The organism is Cupriavidus sp. CuC1, assembly GCF_044627735.1.
GTDB lineage: Bacteria > Pseudomonadota > Gammaproteobacteria > Burkholderiales > Burkholderiaceae > Cupriavidus > Cupriavidus ulmosensis.
The window spans coordinates 37200-57476 of the sequence record NZ_JBIUHC010000064.1 but is presented as its reverse complement, the minus strand read 5'-3'; the positions used below and the strand labels follow the sequence as shown (position 1 = coordinate 57476).

At 60.2% G+C, this 20277-nt stretch carries 12 protein-coding genes; 6 read left to right on the top strand and 6 right to left on the bottom strand.

Annotated elements, in window-relative coordinates; genetic code table 11:
* Positions 1-1393: 1393 nt before the first annotated feature.
* From ACGLHR_RS25765 to ACGLHR_RS25740, 6 genes are all read left to right on the top strand, one after another.
* Positions 1394-1687, top strand: coding sequence for a hypothetical protein (locus ACGLHR_RS25765; protein ID WP_400096908.1), 294 nt, complete (start codon positions 1394-1396; stop codon positions 1685-1687).
* A 368-nt stretch (positions 1688-2055) separates the two neighbouring features.
* On the top strand, positions 2056-4356 hold the full coding sequence (locus ACGLHR_RS25760) for an AAA family ATPase (RefSeq protein ID WP_400096907.1): 2301 nt from the start codon (positions 2056-2058) through the stop codon (positions 4354-4356).
* A complete protein-coding gene (locus ACGLHR_RS25755) occupies positions 4353-6308 on the top strand; it encodes a UvrD-helicase domain-containing protein (protein ID WP_400096906.1) in 1956 nt (651 codons plus the stop codon). The genes ACGLHR_RS25760 and ACGLHR_RS25755 overlap by 4 nt, the downstream gene beginning before the upstream one ends.
* Positions 6309-6711: 403 nt before the next feature.
* Complete coding sequence (locus tag ACGLHR_RS25750; RefSeq protein ID WP_400096905.1) at positions 6712-7662, top strand: DUF1837 domain-containing protein; 951 nt, start codon at positions 6712-6714, stop codon at positions 7660-7662.
* Entirely contained in the window at positions 7659-10259 is a 2601-nt protein-coding gene (locus ACGLHR_RS25745; RefSeq protein WP_400096904.1) for a DEAD/DEAH box helicase, read from the top strand. The genes ACGLHR_RS25750 and ACGLHR_RS25745 overlap by 4 nt, the downstream gene beginning before the upstream one ends.
* A 26-nt stretch (positions 10260-10285) precedes the next feature.
* Positions 10286-10582, top strand: a complete 297-nt coding sequence (locus ACGLHR_RS25740; protein ID WP_400096903.1) for a DCL family protein — start codon at positions 10286-10288, stop codon at positions 10580-10582.
* Between the two features lie 527 nt (positions 10583-11109).
* Here the strand turns inward: ACGLHR_RS25740 and ACGLHR_RS25735 are convergent.
* The 6 genes from ACGLHR_RS25735 to ACGLHR_RS25710 form a co-directional block, all read right to left on the bottom strand.
* Positions 11110-12423, bottom strand: a complete 1314-nt coding sequence (locus ACGLHR_RS25735) for a replication initiation protein (RefSeq protein WP_400096902.1) — start codon at positions 12421-12423, stop codon at positions 11110-11112.
* 1552 nt (positions 12424-13975) lie between these two features.
* A complete protein-coding gene (locus tag ACGLHR_RS25730) occupies positions 13976-15004 on the bottom strand; it encodes a primase-helicase zinc-binding domain-containing protein (protein WP_400096901.1) in 1029 nt (342 codons plus the stop codon).
* Between the two features lie 160 nt (positions 15005-15164).
* Positions 15165-15773, bottom strand: a complete 609-nt coding sequence (ssb, locus tag ACGLHR_RS25725; RefSeq protein ID WP_400096900.1) for a single-stranded DNA-binding protein — start codon at positions 15771-15773, stop codon at positions 15165-15167.
* Between the two features lie 28 nt (positions 15774-15801).
* A complete protein-coding gene (locus ACGLHR_RS25720; RefSeq protein WP_400096899.1) occupies positions 15802-16842 on the bottom strand; it encodes a hypothetical protein in 1041 nt (346 codons plus the stop codon).
* Positions 16843-16889: 47 nt separating this feature from the next.
* Complete coding sequence (locus ACGLHR_RS25715) at positions 16890-17405, bottom strand: hypothetical protein (protein ID WP_400096898.1); 516 nt, start codon at positions 17403-17405, stop codon at positions 16890-16892.
* Positions 17406-17588: 183 nt separating this feature from the next.
* The gene (locus ACGLHR_RS25710; RefSeq protein WP_400096897.1) at positions 17589-20015 is read right to left on the bottom strand and encodes a hypothetical protein; all 2427 of its coding nucleotides are present in this window, start codon (positions 20013-20015) and stop codon (positions 17589-17591) included.
* Positions 20016-20277: the final 262 nt, after the last annotated feature.

The window sequence follows — 20277 nt, the reverse complement described above, 5'->3', positions numbered from 1 at the left end:
CTCCACGCTGTGTCGCAGTAGCGCTTTGGAGACGCCGAATTCATATAAGTTCCATCAAGAACAGAACACTACACTAGCGCCATCAGCTTATAGCGGGAGGGCGGAGCGAACGGCATGGAAACACAGTGGCTCAAGGGTTCGCCGACGCAACCATTGCAACTTCTTGTGTGTGATGTACGGCTTCGAGAAGCGCGCCGATGTGGTCGGCGCGGTCATTGTTTTAAGGGCGGGACACGCCCGGTTCCCCTGTGAAGTGAGCTCCGGCGGTTGACTCGCCCAACCCTTTCGAGCCGCTCTCGAGCGATCGGCCGGTTCCGCCCCACAGCGGGTAAGTGCAGAGCATCTGGACCAGGCTGAACGATTGGGTCGCATCGTGGATCCCGTCCGCAAATGCCCGTACAAGTTGGCAATACAGATCCCCAATCCGAGATGGCCATCCAGAAACCAGGCGCCAATCAATGCACCGGCCTCGCCGACGGACGAACTGCAGGAAGGGGCTGGCGCTCGAGGCGACATTCGCTCGCGCTGTCGGTCGGACCTTCAGGCGACGGCTCCTCGCTGCAATTGACCATCGGGACGTGAAAGGCGAGCGTTCCATGAACGGCATTAGTAGCCGGCAGACGTGGACGCTAGCGGCTAGCATGATAGGTACCGTTATCCAAATAAGCAGATTTGCTCGGGTTTCCCAGCGGATATCGACCTTGCTGCGAGGATTTGCGGAATATGCCGCATACGGAGCAATCACGCATTGCAGGCGACAGCGGCCTGTCGCCCAACCGGCGCAACCTTCCGTGCGGCCCAATGCGTGGGTCGCTTGCCGCCAGAGCATCCATCTGCGGATGCTGATCGACTGCCGCTGGGACGCCTACATGGCCGTCGAACCCACGGCGGGTCCGCCCAGCGCCGTAATCAGCGACTGGCTTGGGCCCTTTCCTACGCCGCCGGAATTGGTTTTGGCGCAGCCTAGCGCGCAGGCAGTCGGTCTACCAACGCAGACTTGGCTTCCACTCCACCTGAAGACAGGTGGGGCCACGTCCTTTGCGTCACAATACTCGCTGTCGCAACTGACCCCGCGACCTTCGCCGAACTCGCCCCGTGCGGATTTTCTTGGCCGGACGTAACAAGCCCGCAGGCAGTTCGCCACGGCAGCGCGGCACCGCGTCTGGTCGGCGATATTGCGCCAAGTCATTGCAGCGGACGCGCCAGGCAGCCGGCGGATGTAACCCCCAAGCGGGGGATAGGCTCAACCCGCCGCTCGCCACATAATCGCCATCAGCCGACGCAGCATTGCCGGCCCGCCCTGTCTGCGGGTCCGTTCGTCAGCATTTTTTGTACGGGAACTAGGCGTGCGTCCATGCGGATGTACGCCTTCAACGCGGTCGCTTCATAACACATGTCAGAGACAATCAACATCGGCGACATCGCCACTGCCCTTTCCCGGGACGTTTTCAAGCACTTCCTCTGGTCCAAGCATGGCAAGCACGACGACAATTTCGCCTGCGGTAATCCCGAGCACACAGGCGAGAGCAAGGATGCCAAGCCGAAAGACACGCACCCCGGCGACGTCGTGTTCCATTACGCTGAAAAAAATGGTCTACCTGCACACCGATTTGAAGAGCTACACGAAGAAGAGCATCACCGCCCCAAAACTGCGTGGCGCGTTCAAGTCGCTGGGCATGACCATTGAATGCGCCATGCATTCCGAGCACTGGCGCAAGAAATACTCAATTAAGGAAGACGAATCCCATGAGGTCCGGGGTCTGCTTTTCGTGCATGTATGGACCCGACGGCATCGAAGTCCGGCTGATCAGCCCGCAATATGTCGCCCCGTTCGTCAGGACGAACAAGAACGGCCTAGCGACTGAAAACGCCGTGCCCAGTGGTGGGCGGTGCTGCACGCCTCCATCATGACCATCCTGGGCTTGAGGTAGCATTCAATTCTGAATGTGGGGGGCTCACAAGGCATGCATGGCTCAACCCGTGCAGCACAGCATTGGGCCTCGCGTGAGCCAGTCCGTGCAATGCACGGTCGATAAGTACCTAATGCGCAAGGCCATGACCGAAAAAGCAGCTGTTGTCGCTCCCAGTTCGGGAAGCATTACCCTCCGATTATTGGAGCTTTGCCAGTTCCGTCGACTGGGGAAGGTTCAACTAGACATCGACGAGAAGACCACCATCCTCGTCGGCGCCAACAACAGCGGCAAGACCTCGGTGCTCGCGGCATTGCGGCATTTCCTGTCCGATGGCTCGGCATTCGGCGCCTTCGACATCAGCCTATCGCAGTGGACGAAGCTGCGGGAACTGGGCAAGCAATGGGAGGCGCTGACCGAGGACCCGGCAACGGCCGCAGGGACCGACACCAACGACTGGACGGCCCAGCTCGCCACGCTGCTTTCCGCGATGCCGACGCTTGACCTGTGGTTCAACGCCGAGGCGGGCATGTACCACTTCGTGGCGCCGTTCCTTTCGAACTTCAACTGGCAGGGCGGCGCGGTCGGCGTTCGACTGCGCTTGGAGCCGGCAACCGATGTGGCCTCGCTCATGGAGCTGGCCTGGTCGTATCACACGGCCCGCCTTCCCGTGAAGGACATGGGCAACGACTCGCTGGCCTGGCCCATTGACCTGCTCGACTACTGGTTACGTGAATCTTTGAAGATGGGTCAGGTTAGGGCCTACAAGCTCAACGCAGAGAACAACCCGTTGGAAGGGAAGGCCGCCTACAAGACGCAGGTCTTGCCGGCCGACGCAGTGCCCATCGAGCGTAAGCATCTGGCAAAGCTGATTCGCGTCGACTTCGTGGCGGCGCAGCGCGGCCTGGGCAGCGAAGAGGCGGACTCTCGGTCGGCCTCCGGCCCCCATCGCGTGGGCATGTTCTCCAACCAGCTGCTGCACTTCGCACGGCGTCACCTGAACGTGGCCTCGACCGGGCACGGTCACCGCGCCGATCTCATCAAGGCCGTGGCCGAGGCGCAGAAGGAGCTCGACCAGAAGATCCACGACGCCATCGCGCCCTCCGTGGAGGAGGTCAAGGAGCTCGGCTACCCGGGGCTGCACGACCCTCAGGAAATCCGCTTCCGGACCCGCATTCACACGGCGGACCTGCTCGACCACGGCACCGCGGTCCAGTACAGCATGAAGAAGGACTCCGCGGAGGACTTGCTGCCGGAATACTCCATCGGCCTGGGCTACCAGAACCTCCAGTCACTGAGCTATCAGCTGGTCTCCTTCAAGGCCGCTCGCCTGAATCCGGAAAAAGGCTCGCCAACGCCGGTGCACCTTGTGATGATCGAGGAGCCGGAAGCCCACCTGCATGTCCAAGTGCAACGCATTTTCCCAGACAAGGCGCACAAGCTCATCAGCCCGACCGACAAGGAGGCGACAGCGCTGAAGAGCCAGTTGCTCATCAGCACCCATTCGAGTCACCTCGCGCACGCCGAGGACTTCGACCGGCTTCGCTATGTCCGGCGCATCGCCAAGTCCAAGGACCATCCGATGCCGACCACCGAAGTCGTCAACCTCGGGCAGCTCTTCGGCAGCGATGACGCGACGCGTCAATTCGCCGAACGCTACTTCCGCGTACAACACACCGACCTGCTGTTCGCCAACGCGGCCATCTTCGTGGAGGGAGTGGCCGAGCGCATGCTGGTGCCGTTGTTCATGGAACGCGACTACGAGGCTCTGAACACGCGCTACGTCTCTTTCCTGGACATCGGCGGCAGCCACGCCCACCGGTTGAAGCCCCTGGTCGAGAGGCTGCGCATCCCTACCATCGTCATCACCGACATCGACCCCGTGGAAGTGAAGGTCGGCGCCAAAGGCCAGCCGGTTCGGGTGGCGGTGGCCAACACCGGCCAAGCGGGACTGGAGTGCGGCAATGCGACGCTGCGTAATTGGCATCCGAAGCTCGCGCAGCTGGACGACTTCAAGAATCCCATGCCTGAGCATCTGACGTGGACCGAGGTGGCAGAGTGCATGGTGCGGTTCGCCTGGCAGCTGCCGGTCGCGGAGGCCGGCAACACCTGGCCGAGCTCCTTTGAAGACTCTCTCATCCTGAGCAACATCGAGTGGTTCAAGGAACTGTCCGAAGCTAAGGAAGATAAGGACGGCAAGAAGGTCAAGCCCCCGACTGGCGCGCTGGGCGCAGCCGCCTCGACTGTCGCCGAGGCCAAGACGCATCCCGAGCTGGCAAGCTCACTGCACGCGCTGATGCACGACTCCTTCAGCAAAGGCGACTTTGCCGCGAGCATCTTCGAGAAGGTCGCCGCTGGCGAAACCATCGCGTGTCCGAAGTACATCGCGGACGCCCTCGCCTGGCTGCAAGCGCAGCTCGAACCGAGCGCGGACGTGGTGCTATGAGCGGCGCCGCGGTTCGCGAAGGCAACGACCGCGATGCCGGCGTTGTCGAGGAGATTTGCGGGTATCTTACGGAGCAGCAGCCGCGCAGCTTCTTCCTGTTCGCCGGTGCCGGTTCCGGAAAAACGCGGACGCTCGTCGAGGTCTTGCGCCGGCTGACCGGGGTGGTGCCTCACGAGGCCGGTGGCGTGCTCGGCCGTCGCCTGCGTCAGGGTGGCCGATCCATCCGTGTCGTCACGTTTACGAAGAACGCGGTCGCGATCATCAACGGGCGCCTGGGAAGCAATGACCTGGTCAGCGTCTCGACGATCCACTCCTTTTGCTGGGAACTCATCGACGGCTTCGACGAAGACATCCGCAATGCGCTCGTTGCGGTGAAGAAGATCGAGCTCGAGAAGGAACGCGAGAAGGCGGCAGCCAAAAAGCGCGGCGTCAGCGCCACCGACCTCGCGAAGTTCGCCGAAATCGTGGCGGAGATGGAGCAGCTCAGCAAGACTGAGAAGTTCATCTATCACCCGGACCGGAACACCTTCGGGCCTGGCGCGATCCAGCACCGGCACGTCCTCGACGCCACGGCCTGGCTGTTGCTAAACCGGCCGACGCTCAAGACCATCCTGCGGGACCGCCACCCGATCATCCTCATCGACGAATCCCAGGACACAATGAAAGGAATGCTAGACGCGCTGATGGTGCTAACGGAGCCCCGTAGCTGCGGACTCACGCTGGGCCTCCTGGGGGACCACCGGCAGCGCATCTATTCTGACGGTCATTCCGACCTGCCGGGCTTGGTGCCCGACGGTTGGGCGAAACCGGAGCTGCAGATGAACCATCGCAGCCAGCGCCGCATCGTCACCCTCATCAACAAGATCTGGGAATCGAAGATGCAGGGCCGCACGCAGCCGGCTACGGGCGTCAAGCAGCATCCCCGGATCGAGAAGACGGGCGGCATGGTGCGCCTGTTCGTCGGGGATGCATCCCTGTCCCCCGAGGAGAAGCGCGATCGCGAACGCTGGTGTGTCGACCAGATGCGGGCGTCGGCCCAGGCAGACGCCTGGAAGGTCGGCGGCTATCAGCTCCTGGCGCTCGAGCACAAGCTGGTCGCAGCCCGTGGGGGGTTTCTGAGGGTCTACGAGGCGATGGACCTAATAGACCCCAACGCTGCGGCGCCCGTCGGCAGCGGCGAGAACAATGGTCCGTCGGCTGCGCGCCTGGTTCTGGATGAGCTGGTGCAGCTCGAGGCCTGTGTCCATCCAGACGGCACGGTCAACGAGTTCGCGGCAACCGATGTGCTGAGGCGCAGCGGAAGCCTCGACCACCTGCCGGTCGACGCGGCTAAGCGGCATGCCCGAACGGACGAGATGCTCAAGGCGATCCAGGCATTTGCCAAGGCGTGTGTCGACCGGAAGTCGACCGTGGCTAAGGTGATCGAACCTATCCTTGCTGCCAACCTGTTCGACGTGCACCCTCGGCTGGCGGAGGCGTTTGCCGACAAGTCGGATCCCCCTCCACCACCAATTCCCCGCAAGGAAACGGAAACCACGCAAGCGAGGATGCGCCGCGGTTGGTGCGCGCTCTTTGCGGCACCTTGGGAAGAACTTGGAAGGTACCGGCGCTATCTCGCCGGCAACTCCGAACTGGCTACCCACCAAGTGGTGAAGGGCTCGGAATTCGCGCACGTGATGGTCGTGATGGATGACAGCCAGGCGGGCGGTTTCCAAATCTCGTACGACAAGCTCTTCGGAGGCAAAGAGCTGAGCGACAGGGACATGTCGAACATGGATGCCGGTAAGGAAACTACCATCGATCGCAGCCTGCGCCTGCTGTACGTCACCTGCAGCCGAGCTCGCGAGTCTTTAGCGCTCGTTCTATGGTCGGAGCAGCCAGCCGTGGCACTCGCACACATTAAGGAGAAAAGTGGCTGGTTTACGCCGGGGGAGATTCTGGCCATTCCGTGATGTCGACGGAGGTCACGGTGGCTGGCGAATGCCATCTGCGCAAATCGGCTGTATTCGCTGCATAGCTGACCTTCCGGCCGATTCGGCCAGTGCTCACAACGGGTCGGAAACGGCCGCCGGTCCGGACGGCTGCAATCGGCCAAAAGCACCCATTTTCTGGAATCAAGAATCGGCTAACCGAGCATCACTTGAACAGCATGGATATTGTTTGTGCATTTAGGGATGCCCCATCGAGATGTGCGAACCCCACCGACAGCACAATTGCGCTAAAACTCGACCGATCGCAGACCCGGCTTAACGCACCTTGAGCGTTAGCAAGTCCGTGGACTAAGAAGGCGCAGGCGGTTACATTTGCTTCTATGACCCCATCTGAAGGCAGATGGATAGACGCCACGGAGGCCATTTGTCCACCATCACCGCCACCGATCTCGAATCTGCTCTGACAGGAAACCCAGAAGCACTTCAGGTCCACCTTACCCTCGTAGAGCGAGACGTGCCCATCGACGGGCATTTAGTCAAGATTCACTGTCACTGTCTTTCAGTGGATGGAAATGGCCGTATTCAACCGCATCGGCTGGCGGAGTTCATGCGGAACGCCATAGTTGATTATGCGATCCCGCGCTCGAAGCTTGCCGACGCGAAAGCGCGCGACACTAGGTTCAACAGCACCGAGGCCGTTGCCGAACTCGTCGAGCGGGCCAAGCGCTCGTTCACCGATTTGGCGAACACCGGCGAGGGCGGAGAGATGTTGCTGTTCCTACTGGCGGAGCGCTTCCTCAAGCTGCCACAGATTCTTTGCAAGATGGATCTCAAGACGGACACCCGTATGCACTTTCACGGCGCGGATGGGGTGTATGCGGGCGTAACACCGGAAGGCACCTTAAAACTCTACTGGGGTGAATCAAAAATCTATGGGGATGCGACTGCCGCGATTCGCGATTGTCTCAATTCCCTCGCTCCCTTCCTGATTGAACCCGAACACGAGGAGGCAGGACGGGAGCGCGACCTAATGCTCCTGAGCGACAAAGCCGACCTTAGCAACCTAGCACTCACCGACGCGCTTAAGAAGTATTTGGACAAGTCGTCGGTCATGTCTAAGCGGGTCCAATACTGCGGCGTGGCCCTCGTAGGCTTCGATGCGCCGTTCTACCCGAAAGATAATGCAAAGGCGGTTGCTGAGGAGCTCGTCAATGCATCCCGCGCGGAACTTACAGGTTGGAGTAATAGTATCGGAAAGCGGCTCAAGTTGGAGAAGCTCGATCAGATGGAAATCGAGGTATTCTGCGTCCCTTTGCCTTCAGCCGAAGGCTTCCGCGCCGCATTTCTCAAGGCTATGGGAATCAAGGAACAATGAGCCTCGCCAACCTCCAATCATGGCTTCTCCAGGAAGGCGTTCGGGACGATCTCGATGCGATCACTCGACTCACAGTACGCAACGAACTCGATAATCTGGCGCTCGATCCCTCCGCACCGTCCGCTTCGGTTATTGATTGGCCAAGATTGTTGCTCGCCGGCAGCATTTTGGCGCGATCCGATCAAAGGGTCGATCAAGAAGCAGCGCTCCGAATCGCAACCGCTGCAATTTCACTGACGGACGATCGGGCACTCAAAGACGCGGGTGCTGTACTCTTGGGTAAGCTCTCTAACTTCCGGGCCATCGCGTTAGCCACCGATCGGGGGCTGGTGGCATCCGGCCTTGACGGGCGGCTGGGCGTCGCGTTGCGTCTCGAAGCTCAGCGTCGCGAGATGGACCGCTCCATCCTGGTACAATCGAGCGGCGCGTGGCTACAAGTAAACGATTTTCAGCAACGCTTCTGGACCAATGCGGCCGGAGACCGCTGGCTCTCGGCATCCGCACCTACTGCCTCTGGCAAGACGTTTCTCGTACTTCAGTGGCTGATCGACCAAGTGATTACGGGCGAGACCCGGGTGGCGGTCTATCTCGCCCCGACCCGCGCGCTGGTCTCCGAGATAGAAACCAATCTCAACGGGCTCCTCGGTAATACCGAGCTAATCGAGGTATCGTCCCTTCCCCTCCCCGATAAGTACAAGGCTGCTCGCGCTGGCGGCGCGCGAGTGATTCTCGTATTCACACAAGAACGGTTGCACCTTCTCGCGAACGTGCTCAGTGATATGTTCTCCATCGACCTGCTCATTGTGGACGAGGCGCACAAGATCGGTGACAACCAGCGCGGCGTAATTTTGCAGGATGCAGTAGAGCGGGCCACCCGCGCCAACCCAAAGCTGAAGGCTGTGTTTATCAGCCCGGCGACCCAAAACCCGGAAGTGTTGCTTACGGACGCGCCTGATGGTGTGCAGACCATCGCCGTTGATAGCGACTCCTCCACGGTCCTTCAGAACCTGATGGTCGCCACCCAGATGCCGCGAAGATCGAAGCTCTGGACGCTTACTCTTCGACAGCAGGGTTCGACACTTCCAGTAGGGACACTTCAGCTCGCGAGCACGCCGGATGGACTCAAAAAGCGCCTCGCGTTCATCGCCGCGGCTGTCGGCGAGAGAGGCGGAACGCTCGTCTACACGAACGGCGCTGGTGAGGCGGAAGATGTCGCTGATCTGATCAGTCAGCTCTTGCCCAAGCTTGGGTCCATCGATTCGGAGCTCTTACAGCTCGCTGAGCTTGCTCGGAAGGGCGTGCATCAGGACTTCCGCCTTGCACCGTTAGTTGAGCTAGGGGTGGCGTTCCACTACGGCAATATGCCATCGCTGCTCCGGCTAGAGATAGAACGGTTGTTCCGGTCAGGGAAGATTCGCTTCCTTGTATGCACTTCAACTTTGATCGAGGGCGTAAACCTGTCGTGTCGCACAATCGTGGTGCGCGGACCGCGCAAAGGGAAGGGCCACCCGATGGAGCCGCACGATTTCTGGAATTTGGCTGGCCGCGCAGGCCGATGGGGTGACGAGTTCCAAGGAAACATCATCTGCATCGATCCTGAGGACAGGCAGGCTTGGCCCACTGGCGTTCCTAGCCGCGCGCGCTATCCCATTAAACGCGAAAGCGACGCAGTTCTCGAACTTGGTGACGGCATGGCGGACTATCTCTTCCGGCGTGGGCTATCAGATCTGTCCAGCATCGAGGACACTGATACATTCGAGCAGGTTGGCGCCTATCTCCTCACCACCTTCATGCGACTCGGTTCCATATCAGCAGCAAGCCTCGCGAAGCGCCATGACGCTGCATCGATTGCGAAGCTCGACCAGGCTCTCGGTGCCTTGGTAGCGCAGATTGAAATCAACATTGATCTGGCCGCTCGGCACCCAGGGGTAAGCGCAGTTGGCCTTCAGCGCCTTCTCGAAGCTTTCCGTTCCTACGCTGGTGATGTCGAAAACCTGCTGCCGGCCGAGGTGGCAAGTAATGACAGCTATGACCGGTTCATTACGATTATGGGGAGGATCAACAAACACTTGTTTCTCGCCTTCGCCCCCGAGAACCGCATCAGGCTTTATGCGTTGATCATCTTCAAATGGCTAAGGGGGTACTCGTTGGCTAGGATCATCCGCGATAGCATCGAATGGCACCAAGACGCCGGTAGGTCTTTCAAACTCCCGGAGCTGATCCGCGGCACGATGGAGCTAGTAGAGCAGATCGCTCGGTTCAAGGCACCAAAGTACCTTTCCGCCTATATGGATGTGCTGCATCTGCATCTGCGCGAGATTGGCCGTGAAGATCTGATCGACGACGGTTTGGATATCGGAACGCAGCTTGAGTTCGGCGTTTCGTCGACGACGCTTCTCTCGCTCATGGAACTTGGCCTTTCCCGCATGAGCGCCGTCGCTTTGTACGAGAAAATTGCCCGCGACGACCTCAGCAGAGAGGAATGCGTAGCGTGGATCTCCGAGCGTGTGGTGCAACTCCAAGCAATGGATATCCCAGCCATCATCATCCGCGAGGTGCGCGAACGTCTCGCGCTGCCTGGCGACGTTGCCACATAATCCCGCCGCTGAATTGGAGGTTACACATGCCCGCGAAGCCCATCACCCTCGGCCCCCTGCAGTTCGACAGGAGGGGGGACGCCGTCGCACACTTAAAGGCGATGCTTCACCGGTACGACCTAGGCGATCGTGTCAACGCCGACGACGCAGTGATTTTGCGAGCGGCGCTGGAGCATCATCCAAATGCCGCCGCAAAAATTGGGTGCGGTATCACCGACTTCAGTGTTCGAAGTGCTGACTTCGGCACCAAGTGCTTCTGGGTGAATCGTCCTGACGGAACGACCGAAAAGTTTTCCATTACCGGTTCCATCCACGGTAGCTAAGCGAAGTCGCGCTTTCCGCACTCGAACGGCGCACTTTACTTATCGGTCATTTGGATCGAAAGGCCGAAGTCGTCACAGGCAGCGAGTGGCCATTTTCGGTCGATCTGGACAGGCTGCTTTGGGTCGTCACGCGCCGTTGACCTTGCCTGGAAACGGTCATTCATCGGTGCACCTGCCGGGAGCAGAGGGACTTTGCGTGTCGACTTGCGGGCCACAACCACTGATCCAAGCCACCCCCGCTGTCCGCGGATGTTAAAGTCGGCCCTGCGCAAACTAGGTAGGATCTATGCCAACCGCACCTATGACCACGACAAATATGGTCGCCCGCTTCATGCCGCCGGCATCCCGACTTCGATTGCTCGGCAAAGTCCGCTGGGGTGGATCATGCCTAGCTTCATGCAACCCGACGCCAGCGAGTGCGCTTTGAGTGTCGCACCGACATTCACGAAGCTTTCCTCAAACTCGCTTGCTGCGTCATTTGTTAACGCACGCTGCAGCGCGGGGAAACTTCATTCTGAAACGGGTTCTTAGGCTGCGACGTCGATTGCGGCACCGCCATTCACAACAAAGCTCAAGAGATCCTCTGCGGAAGGGTCGCCCCATGTGTCAATCACAAGCCAGCTGAAAAAGTTGGTCTCAGCAAGCTTCGTCGATCGCTTTCCGACAACAATCTTTAGATTCTTGACCTCGACGGTTCCATTGTATCGATCGATGAGAACAGCCTGGTCATCAATAGAAAGCTCGTTGAAGTACTCCCTGGCTCGCGGGACCTCTGAAGTGATATAACGCTCGCGAACGTCGCTTGTTGTTACCTTTTTGCGAGGCGGCGGCTTTGCGGAATCGGAAGCCTTAGAAGTCGGTGCCTGCCAGCCCGACTGTAAGGCCTTTCTGAAATAGGCCGCTTCGTTGTCCAGTGCCGGCGCATTTTTCTTTGCTTTCCTAGCGCGAGTATATTCGATGGCGGATTTCACACGGTCTTCGCCATACTCAGCAATCAGCTTGGCAGCCTCTGAGCGCGGCACCTGAAGTTTTACTACTTCATCTAAAAGAGCACTCTCTTTTTCGGTGACGTCCGGTTTCGCCTCTGCCTTCCTGTTTACTTTGAACTGAATCGCCACAACTGAACGGCCGTTCTTGTGTTCAACGAGTTCTAGCAGGTGGTCCGATATTTCATTTACTTCTCGGACGCATGGGACAATTACTTTACTCTTGAATGCTTTGTATTCCGCATAGGATTGCGCTCCATTGTCAAGGCCGAGGATCAGCTCCCGAAAGGTCTGCAATGGAAATTTGGCGGTAATTCCAATAGCTTCATAGCGCACCGTATTTTCCCATAGCGCTAAGGAGTGGGCGCGGCGAAACTGTCTCGTTATGCGCATATCAATAAGCGCATATATTTCTGGATTCAGCAGTTCCGTCCTTATCTGATCAGAGAAGGAATAACGAAGCTTTGGACCTTCGATTTCTGCTCCGGCGAGCAAACCGGATGACTTCCATATGTTTCGTTTGTCAGGCGTAAGAAAGTCCCAGTTCACTACCGTGCTGATGAGGGAATTCAGCGTGTCCTTGACGTACTGACTATTGTTGCTATTAAGTCCGATATCATTCGATAGGCTCCCCGCTGTCATTTCGAAGAGCGTCCGACCCTCATTTTCCTCGTTCTGGCTAATCGCGTTCTTGATGAGCGAATTGAACATCTTGCGCTGCTGGAGCGAGATGATGCCGGACCGCGGAGCGATGTGGATTGCTTGAACTGCTTTTCGGAATGGTTCGGGGGACTCTACGGTCTGGAAGAGGGCGATTTGAGTGTCCGCAGGCGGTGTGCGATTTTGTTTGGCCATCGATGTGATACCGAAAAGTCCGCCGTAGGTATAAAGGCGCCACGCCTATATTACACCTTGGTACCTTCAATATCAACGTCGAAGCATGCCACAAGGGCCGCTGAGATGCGGTGCCATGTTTTTGGTCAGTCGAGGGCCCAGTCTCACCTGCACCGTCTGCCTGCTATTGTCAGCCAGTCGGACCGGGCCAGTATACCTAGTTGGATAGGGCAGAAGCGTGAGGCGATTGCAGTCCTGGTTGTGGCTGGAACATCCCAAAGACAGGTACCTATGCCGGTGTTTGAGGGGCTTTTCTGGGAGCACGCTCCGTTTACGTGTTTACCTAACACTTTACTTCTTTAAGTAAACCTTTAGAGCTTGGAGAACCGCGTAAACAAAGGGTTTCCAGTCCGATAGGTACCCTGATATGGGGGGAAGGTACCCATCGATGGGAGCTCAGGTATGTGGATATGGGACTGACGGTACCTTTCAATGGGAAGAAAGGTATGTGGATATGGGAGACAGGTCCCCGCTTCTGGGAGCAGCTCGCCGGCCCGAAATCTGGTCAAAGGTACCCGTTTATGGGATCGGTTTTGGGGCGAGTATCAACCTCCTTTGAGGGACCCAGACGCTGATAGGTACCCACGTATGGGACTAGTTGCTCCAGGGATGCCAAGTCGTGTTTCATGGCCGCCAAACGTCCGCAAATCTAGTGTGGACAAGGCTTTTCGGGATTGTCTATGCCCCACAATTCATCGCGGGGAAGGCCGTCCACAAATCAGTTCAAGCAGGTTTAGGTGCCGGCCTATGGGATTGTGGCTCGGCTCTCCCTCAAAGTAAGTAGGTAACCACTGTTGTTGAAACCGGCGAAGTTACATGGGGACAGGTGATTGCAATGATGAAAAGGTACCCGTCTATGGGAATCTCGGTCGTTTGAGCACTGCCGCCTTACCATAGACGGGTACCTTTGGCCGCATCGAAAGGTACCCTGTTTTGGGATGAATTCAGGGTGACATGCGACACACCCGCGTTCCCGTGTGAGTGACTGCTCGCATGCGCGGTGGTATCAGGAAGTAGTGGCGGATATCCTATAAAGCACTTTCAGTGCGGTTTTGGGGGATTCGCTCAGCCCTCGGACAGTGAGGCGCATGGGGAAGCTCGGGGAGCGACAAAAGATACCTACCGGCAGTCAGCCCGCGATCCCCCATCTCGGGCGCGTGCTTTCCCGTTCCCGGGTGTGTACCGGACTTGCACCCTCCAGTGAGGGCACCATGTCGGCCAAAAAAAAGCCGACCCCATCGGGTCGGCTATTTGCAACAGGGCCGCTTGTCATTCGGAGAGCCCGGCGGGCTGGAAGTGCCCTTAAATCACTTTATAGGTGCATGAGCCTGCCGGGCGACACTGAAGAAACCGCGCCACCAGCAACAGCAGGCATCCCAGCGGCTGAAGGGCTCGCCGTAATGTGCGGCTGCTTCTTCGCTCTCGCAGAGCGCCCGGTGGGCTTCTCTGGTCACTTCCATTAACAGTGCTGATATCGATCTCATCGAAACTAACTCCTTGTCGCGCAAAAAGGCTATGCGGCAACCCGCAGATGCGAAGCCCTTAGCCATAGGTCGGAATAGTCTTCGCCCTCGTTCTTCGGCACGTGCAAGCGCACGCCGAAATTCTCGGTGACCAGCCTTGCCTTCAGCAGCTCGGCATAGTGTTCACCTGGTCGCCAGCCGTGCTTCGGAACGAGCGGATCCCGGTCTGCGCAGATGATCACTTCGTCGAAGCGATCCCGCGGGATGTCGGCAACGGCGAGGTTCCCGGCATTCACCATGCACCAGACCTCGATGCGATTGCCAGTGGCCGCCACAAGGGCTAGGCCGGTTTCGATGCCTTCGCAGACGATGACCTTGTTGCTTCGAGTGGTTGGGCAGTTCAGGCGGATGGCAGCGCCGGCGAGCTTCTGGGGACTTGCCATCTGCTTCTTCACATCGGCGAATGGCGCCTTGTAACCATCTTTGCTCAGGTAGGTGCGGTGGAGCGTGACCGGTGTCCCATCTGCACGTCTTGCCCGGGCCAGCATGACCGGCCAGTCGCCACGATTCACCGGCTTGTCTTCATCGTTTGTATTCCAGTAGGCCATGGCAGGGTGATACCGAAGGTCGGGCGACAGCCACGCCAGTTGCAGGCCGGGCACCCGCCGACTGAGGTAGACCCACACGGGCGAAGTCTCCATGATGGCCACCGAGCCCGACCAGGCCGCGTTCAGCTTCGCCCGCTTCTTTCTGGCCTCGGCTTCCGCCTTCGCCTTGAGGCTACGCTCGTCGTGGTAGGCGGCTGGCCGTCCTACCGGGCGACAGCATGCATCGTCCTTCAGGAACTCAAGCGCCTCGCGATCACTCATGCCTGTGAATGCGCGTAAGAGCGTGTAGCCATTGCCGGCACCACAGTGATTGCAGAAGTAGGTGCCGGCGTCATCCTTGTTGTCGAATCGGAAGCGGGTCTTGCCCCCACAGAGAGGGCAGGGACCTTGGCGCTTCGAGAGATATTTCACGTCGAGCTGGGCGCGCGTCAGCACCTTCACCCAGTCGATATCTTTAAAGTTCAGGCTCATCGTGTTCTCCTGCCTCGGAAAGGCAATTCAAAAGCGGAGAGACCACTGCTGAGGTGCAGAGGCTTTTCTGAAGCGCAGCGCGCATCAGGAAAGCCCCCGAAAAGGGGGGAGGGTTGAAGAAGCAGCGGGAAGGCCCCGAGGGGGCCTTCCACACTGCGCGTTAGCGGCGGAACGGAATGCCGTCGAGCGCCAACGGGGCGCGGAACGGAATATCGTCGCCGTCCATGTCCTCGAAGCCACCGCCGCGCGGAGCGCCGCCACCGCCATAGCCGCCAGACTGCTGCCTGGGCGGTGGTGATGGGGGCGGTGTGCGGGCGCCACGACTGCTGGGTGCTGCGGCGCCGTTCTGCCGGCCGCTGTTGTTGGACGCGCGTGCCGGCGCACGCTGGGCTTGACTGCCGTCGCCCTCGTCATCACCGCTCGACGCGCCCGTTGAGCGGCTGCCCAACATCTGCATCTGCTCGGCCACGATTTCGGTGCTGTACTTTTCCACGCCTGCCTGGTCCGTCCATTTCCGGGTGCGGATGCGCCCTTCGATGTAGACCTGCGAGCCCTTCTTGAGGTACTGGCTGACGATCTCGGCGAGCTTGCCGAAGAACGCGATGCGGTGCCACTCGGTGGCCTCCTTCATCTCGCCGCTGGTCTTGTCCTTGTAGCGATCAGTCGTCGCCAGCCGGATATTGCTGACGGCGTCTCCGCTGGGCAGATAGCGGGTTTCCGGATCTGCGCCCAGATTGCCGACGAGGATGACCTTGTTGATGGATACCATTGATTTTCCTTTGTTTGCTGCCGGTGAATCACGCCGCGAGTGAGCGCACGTGCCGGAGGTCGAACTCGTTGCGATGTGTATCGATAAACTTACCGACTTGTTCGGGATGCGGGACCTGGACGGCAACGCGGCCGAGCATGCTGATCTTCACGGTGTCGCCGACGCGCACGTGGCGCTCCGAGACCAGTTCCGCGAGGTGCTCGCCGCTGAACGCCTTGCGGCTGCCGTCGCGTTTCTCCAGGGTGACCGTGAAGGACTGATACGGCTTGCGGCCTTCCGGCTTGAACTGACGCACGCCCATGTCCACAATGCGGCCGACACCAACCTTGATCGGCTTCTTCCGGACTTGCGGCGCGAGCGGCGTTACCTTGGCGGGTTGAGGCTTGGTGGACAGTGGTGCCGGCTCTGACTCCGGCGCCGATGCCATCGGCTCTGGCAGCTCGTAGCCCGCGGCTTCCCAGGGCCGTACCTCTTGCGTTGCGCTCGCATCGGCCAGTGCGGCGTTGACGTCCACGCCATGCAACGGGTGAACTGTCGCAAGCGCCGCCTTTGGCTGATTCCGCGTTGAGCCGGATTCGCTCTTGAGCATCAGCTCGGTGAGTGTCACCGCGCTGGGAATGCCGAAGGGCAGACCGGCTTCCTCGAACGCGGCCCGGGTGAGGATGCCAAGTTGCTCGCGGGCCTGGCCCACTTCACCGGGCAGGACCCGGCGCACGTGGTTGGCGTACTGGTAGAAAAAGACCCGCTTGCGCGCGATCTTCCTGACTTGCACGCACCGTGCGCCGATGCTCTCGGTTTCGGTGAAGGCCGGTTCCGGCGCAATACCTGCTGCAATCTGCTTCATGCTGCGGGGGCGACGCGGCGGCTTGGCGACAACAGGTGCCGGCGCCGCTGCTACCGGAACCTGGGACTCCATAACAGCTGGCGCAGGCGCTGCATCTTCCAGTTCCTCGTCCTCCAGCGTTTCATCGCCACGTTCGCCACCAAACTTGTCTCCGATCCAGCCGATGGCCTTCTCCGAGCGTTGTTTGCCGGCGACCAGGGCGTACGGCAGCAGGATCAGGAACACGATGATCCAGAGCAGCCGCGCGGGCATGCCAATTCGATCTGCTTTCATTATTGGTTTCTCCAGTTTCCGAGGTTGACGTATTCATCGAGCTTGAGGGCCACATCCGCGGCCTTGGGTTCACCTAGCGCCATCCGGATCACGCGAAACAGCTCGCGCAACTCGCTGTGCAGGTTCCTGGCCATGCTTCGACGGATACGCCGAACATCGAGGTCCAGTTCATCGCACACGGCGTCGAACGGGGTAATGGCGCGGTGATCGAACAAGTCGAAGGCCCAGCAAAGGGCATCGAACAGGTGGATCTTTTCTTCCCAGAGGTTTGGCATGCCGAAGAAGTCGGAATCCTTCTTCGAGGCCCGGATGTCTTTGGTGGCGCTGTAGGCCACGATGGCGTCGCGGACGCCGCCCCAGAGGGCGGTGGCGATGCCGGTGCAGAACTTCGCGAGATCGTTGGACGACATACTGTCGACCGAGATCAGGTCAGCCTGCGTGCCTTCGACTTTGGGGACCCTCGCGGGTCTCTCTGCGACCTGTTCGCCGAACAGGTCGAGCAATTGCTCTGTCATGTTGCTCTCCGTTCTTGCCCATGACTGGGCGCTAAAAAGTCGGAGGCACAGCCTTTCCCTGCGGCGCGTTGGGGCGGCGCCGGGAAAGCCTGCTTGGATACGTGGCAGAAGAGGGCGGCCGCCAAGGCGGTCCGCGGGTGGAAGACAGGAGGGGCCTGTGGCCCCTCCTGATAAATGTAGCTGCTAGAGCGACTGGATGTGGATGATGGCGTCCGCCATGGCCGACAGTTCGGGCGTCTGCGTGATGAAGAACTCGCGTTCGTATCCGCCGGCGGCCAGCACTGCACGTTTCATGGCGATGAATTGCCGTTTGCGTTCCGGATCGAGCGGGCCGTCCACCTCGTCGGAGAACAGCGTCGGGAAATGCATGCCGGTGCTGCACGCCATGTGCAGGGCCAGCGCGCGTACCAGGCACTCGTTGACCCAGACCTTCTCGCCGCCGCTCATTCTGCCGAGCGGCTTGATCTCGCCGCGCTCGACGTCGGTGACATGGATCTCGAACGTCTCCCTAACCGTGCCGGTCTGCGTCGTGCGCTGCGTCACTATCTGCACCGCAAAGCGACCGCCGTAGCAGTCCTCCAGCAGGCGGTTGCAGAGCATCGAGATGGCGGGGCCAGCGTCGTCGATCGATAGGGCGATCAGGCCGTCATTCGACAGGCATTTCGCCAGTAGCGCCCAATAGGCCGCTTCGTCCGACAGCGCCGTGCACAGTGACTGAAGCGAGGCCGTGCGTGACGCGACGGCCGTGGCTTCCGCGGACTGCAGCTGCAAGCCATGGAGCTGGCTCTGCGCCTGCGCATGCGTGCGCTTGGCTTTGGCCAGGATCTGCTCGGCCGTGGTGACAGCGTGCTGTGCCTGTTGTATGGCGTCGCTGCCTATCACGCGTGGCAGGGTGGACAGCAACTGCACCAGGCTCGCGAGCTTCTCGGCGTGGGCCGCCTCGGTGGCCTTGCGCTTCGCCGCTGCGTCCTGATCGACCGCCGCGATGCGTTTGGTCAAGTCGGCCAGTCGCTGGTTCAACTCCACCTCGGTCGCGCCAATCTCCTGCAGGCGTTGTGTGGCGATCGGCAGGGCCTGCTTGGCGGCGGCCAGCGCTTCGCGCTGATTGGCGATGCGACTCAACTGCAAGAGTTGATCGTTCAGCGCGCGGATTTGCTGATCCAGTTGGCGGGCTTGCGCATCCTTGCTTTCCAGCTCTGCGATGGCGGTGGCGAGGGCGGCGCTGCGCGCCTTGCTGGCCTCGAACGTCTTCCGCATGTCCTTCAACTGGGCGATCTCGCCCGGCAGGGCAGTCTTGGCCGCCATCGCGTTGGCCAGCAGCGGGCACTTGGGTTGCAGGGCCATCCCGGCGCACGGCACGTCATCGGCCAGCTTGGCATTGACCGTCATCGACTGTACGGCCTGGTTCTTGGCCGAACCGTCGGCGATTGTCTTCTGGTGCGCCGCCGACACCTCGGTCAGTTCCTTGCGGCGCTGCGCCAGGGTGGCAATGGGCGCGTTGAGCGCATCACGTTGCTGGCCAAGCGCTTGAAGCTGCGTCTTGGCTTGCGCGGTAGCGACTTCCGCCTGCTGAATGGCAGGCTCCTGCGCCAGGACGGCTTGCCGCGTGTTCTGGTCATTGCGCAGCCGCTTGGCCTCGGTGGCAAGGCCGGCGAGTTGGCTTTGGCCCTGCGTCAAGGCCTCGTGGAGCTCGCGCTTGAGCGCGGTCGCCTCGGCGTCGATGCCGGCTTGCTGCTGTGCGGCCTCCCGGCCGGCTGCCTGCTGCTGTTGCTCGAGCTGCGCGCGTTGCTGGCGCACGGATGCCTGCGCGTCAAGTTGCGCCTGCGTGGCCGCGAGGGCAGCGCTGGCCTTCGTGACTTCCGCCTGCGCCGCATCGACGTTGGCGGTTGACGCAGTCAGCTGCGTGTCGGCTTGGACGATCTGGCTGTCCAGCACGCTGGCGCGAGACGCCGCCGCCATCGCGAGTCGCAGATCCTCCTGGGTGCGCTCGAGCTCCTGGTTCAGCAGCTTGCCGACGGCGCTTGCCTTGGCACCCTCTTCGCGAATTTGGTCGTGACCGAGGATCGACGAGAGGAGTGACTTGACGTCGCCGGCGCTCATCGCCGACAGGGACGTGCGGGATTGCGCGGAGAAGTGGGCGGTGAAGAACACTTCGGGCTTGCCGAGCAGATGCTCGACGCAGGCATCGTAGGTATCCGTCTTGCCGTCCGATACCGTGCCGTTGAGCAGGTTGACCGGGACCCACTGCTCGCCCTGGCGGACGGTCAGGTAGGCGTCCTGCTTCTTCGTCTTGCCAGATTGGCGAAATACCAGGTCGGTGCGGTACACCTGGCCATCGTGTTCCCATTCCAGCATCTTGGCCGCCTGTGCGCCGGCAACGTGATCCCAGTACGAGAAGCCGTTGGGCGTGGGGGTGGTGGCGTGGTAGGGCATCACCCGGAACGGGTGAAGGTTGTCCATGATGGTCGTCTTGCCGGCGCCATTGGGGCCAGCGATGGCAACGAGGGTGGTGGATGCATCCAGGTGACGCAGATCGAGGGTGATCTCGGGCTTGCCTAAGCCGGACTGGATACCAATGAAATTTGCGAGGCTTAACATGCGTGGTTTCATGTTCAACTCCTGCCGCTGGCGCGGCGAATTGGAAACCACGGAGACTGATCGATAGGCCCGGGAGGGCGCATGGATCAATCCGCAACATCTCTACAGTGCCGGTGGGCCCGGCGTGACCATAGTGTAAGCGCAAACCGAAATGAAATGGGCGCGCGAAACCGAGGCAAATTGCAGCATGTTTCGGGTCGCGCCGAAAGAAGAACAGCCACCTATTGGTGGCTGTTCTGGATTGCGGAGTGATTAGACCGGCTCGTCCGCCGAC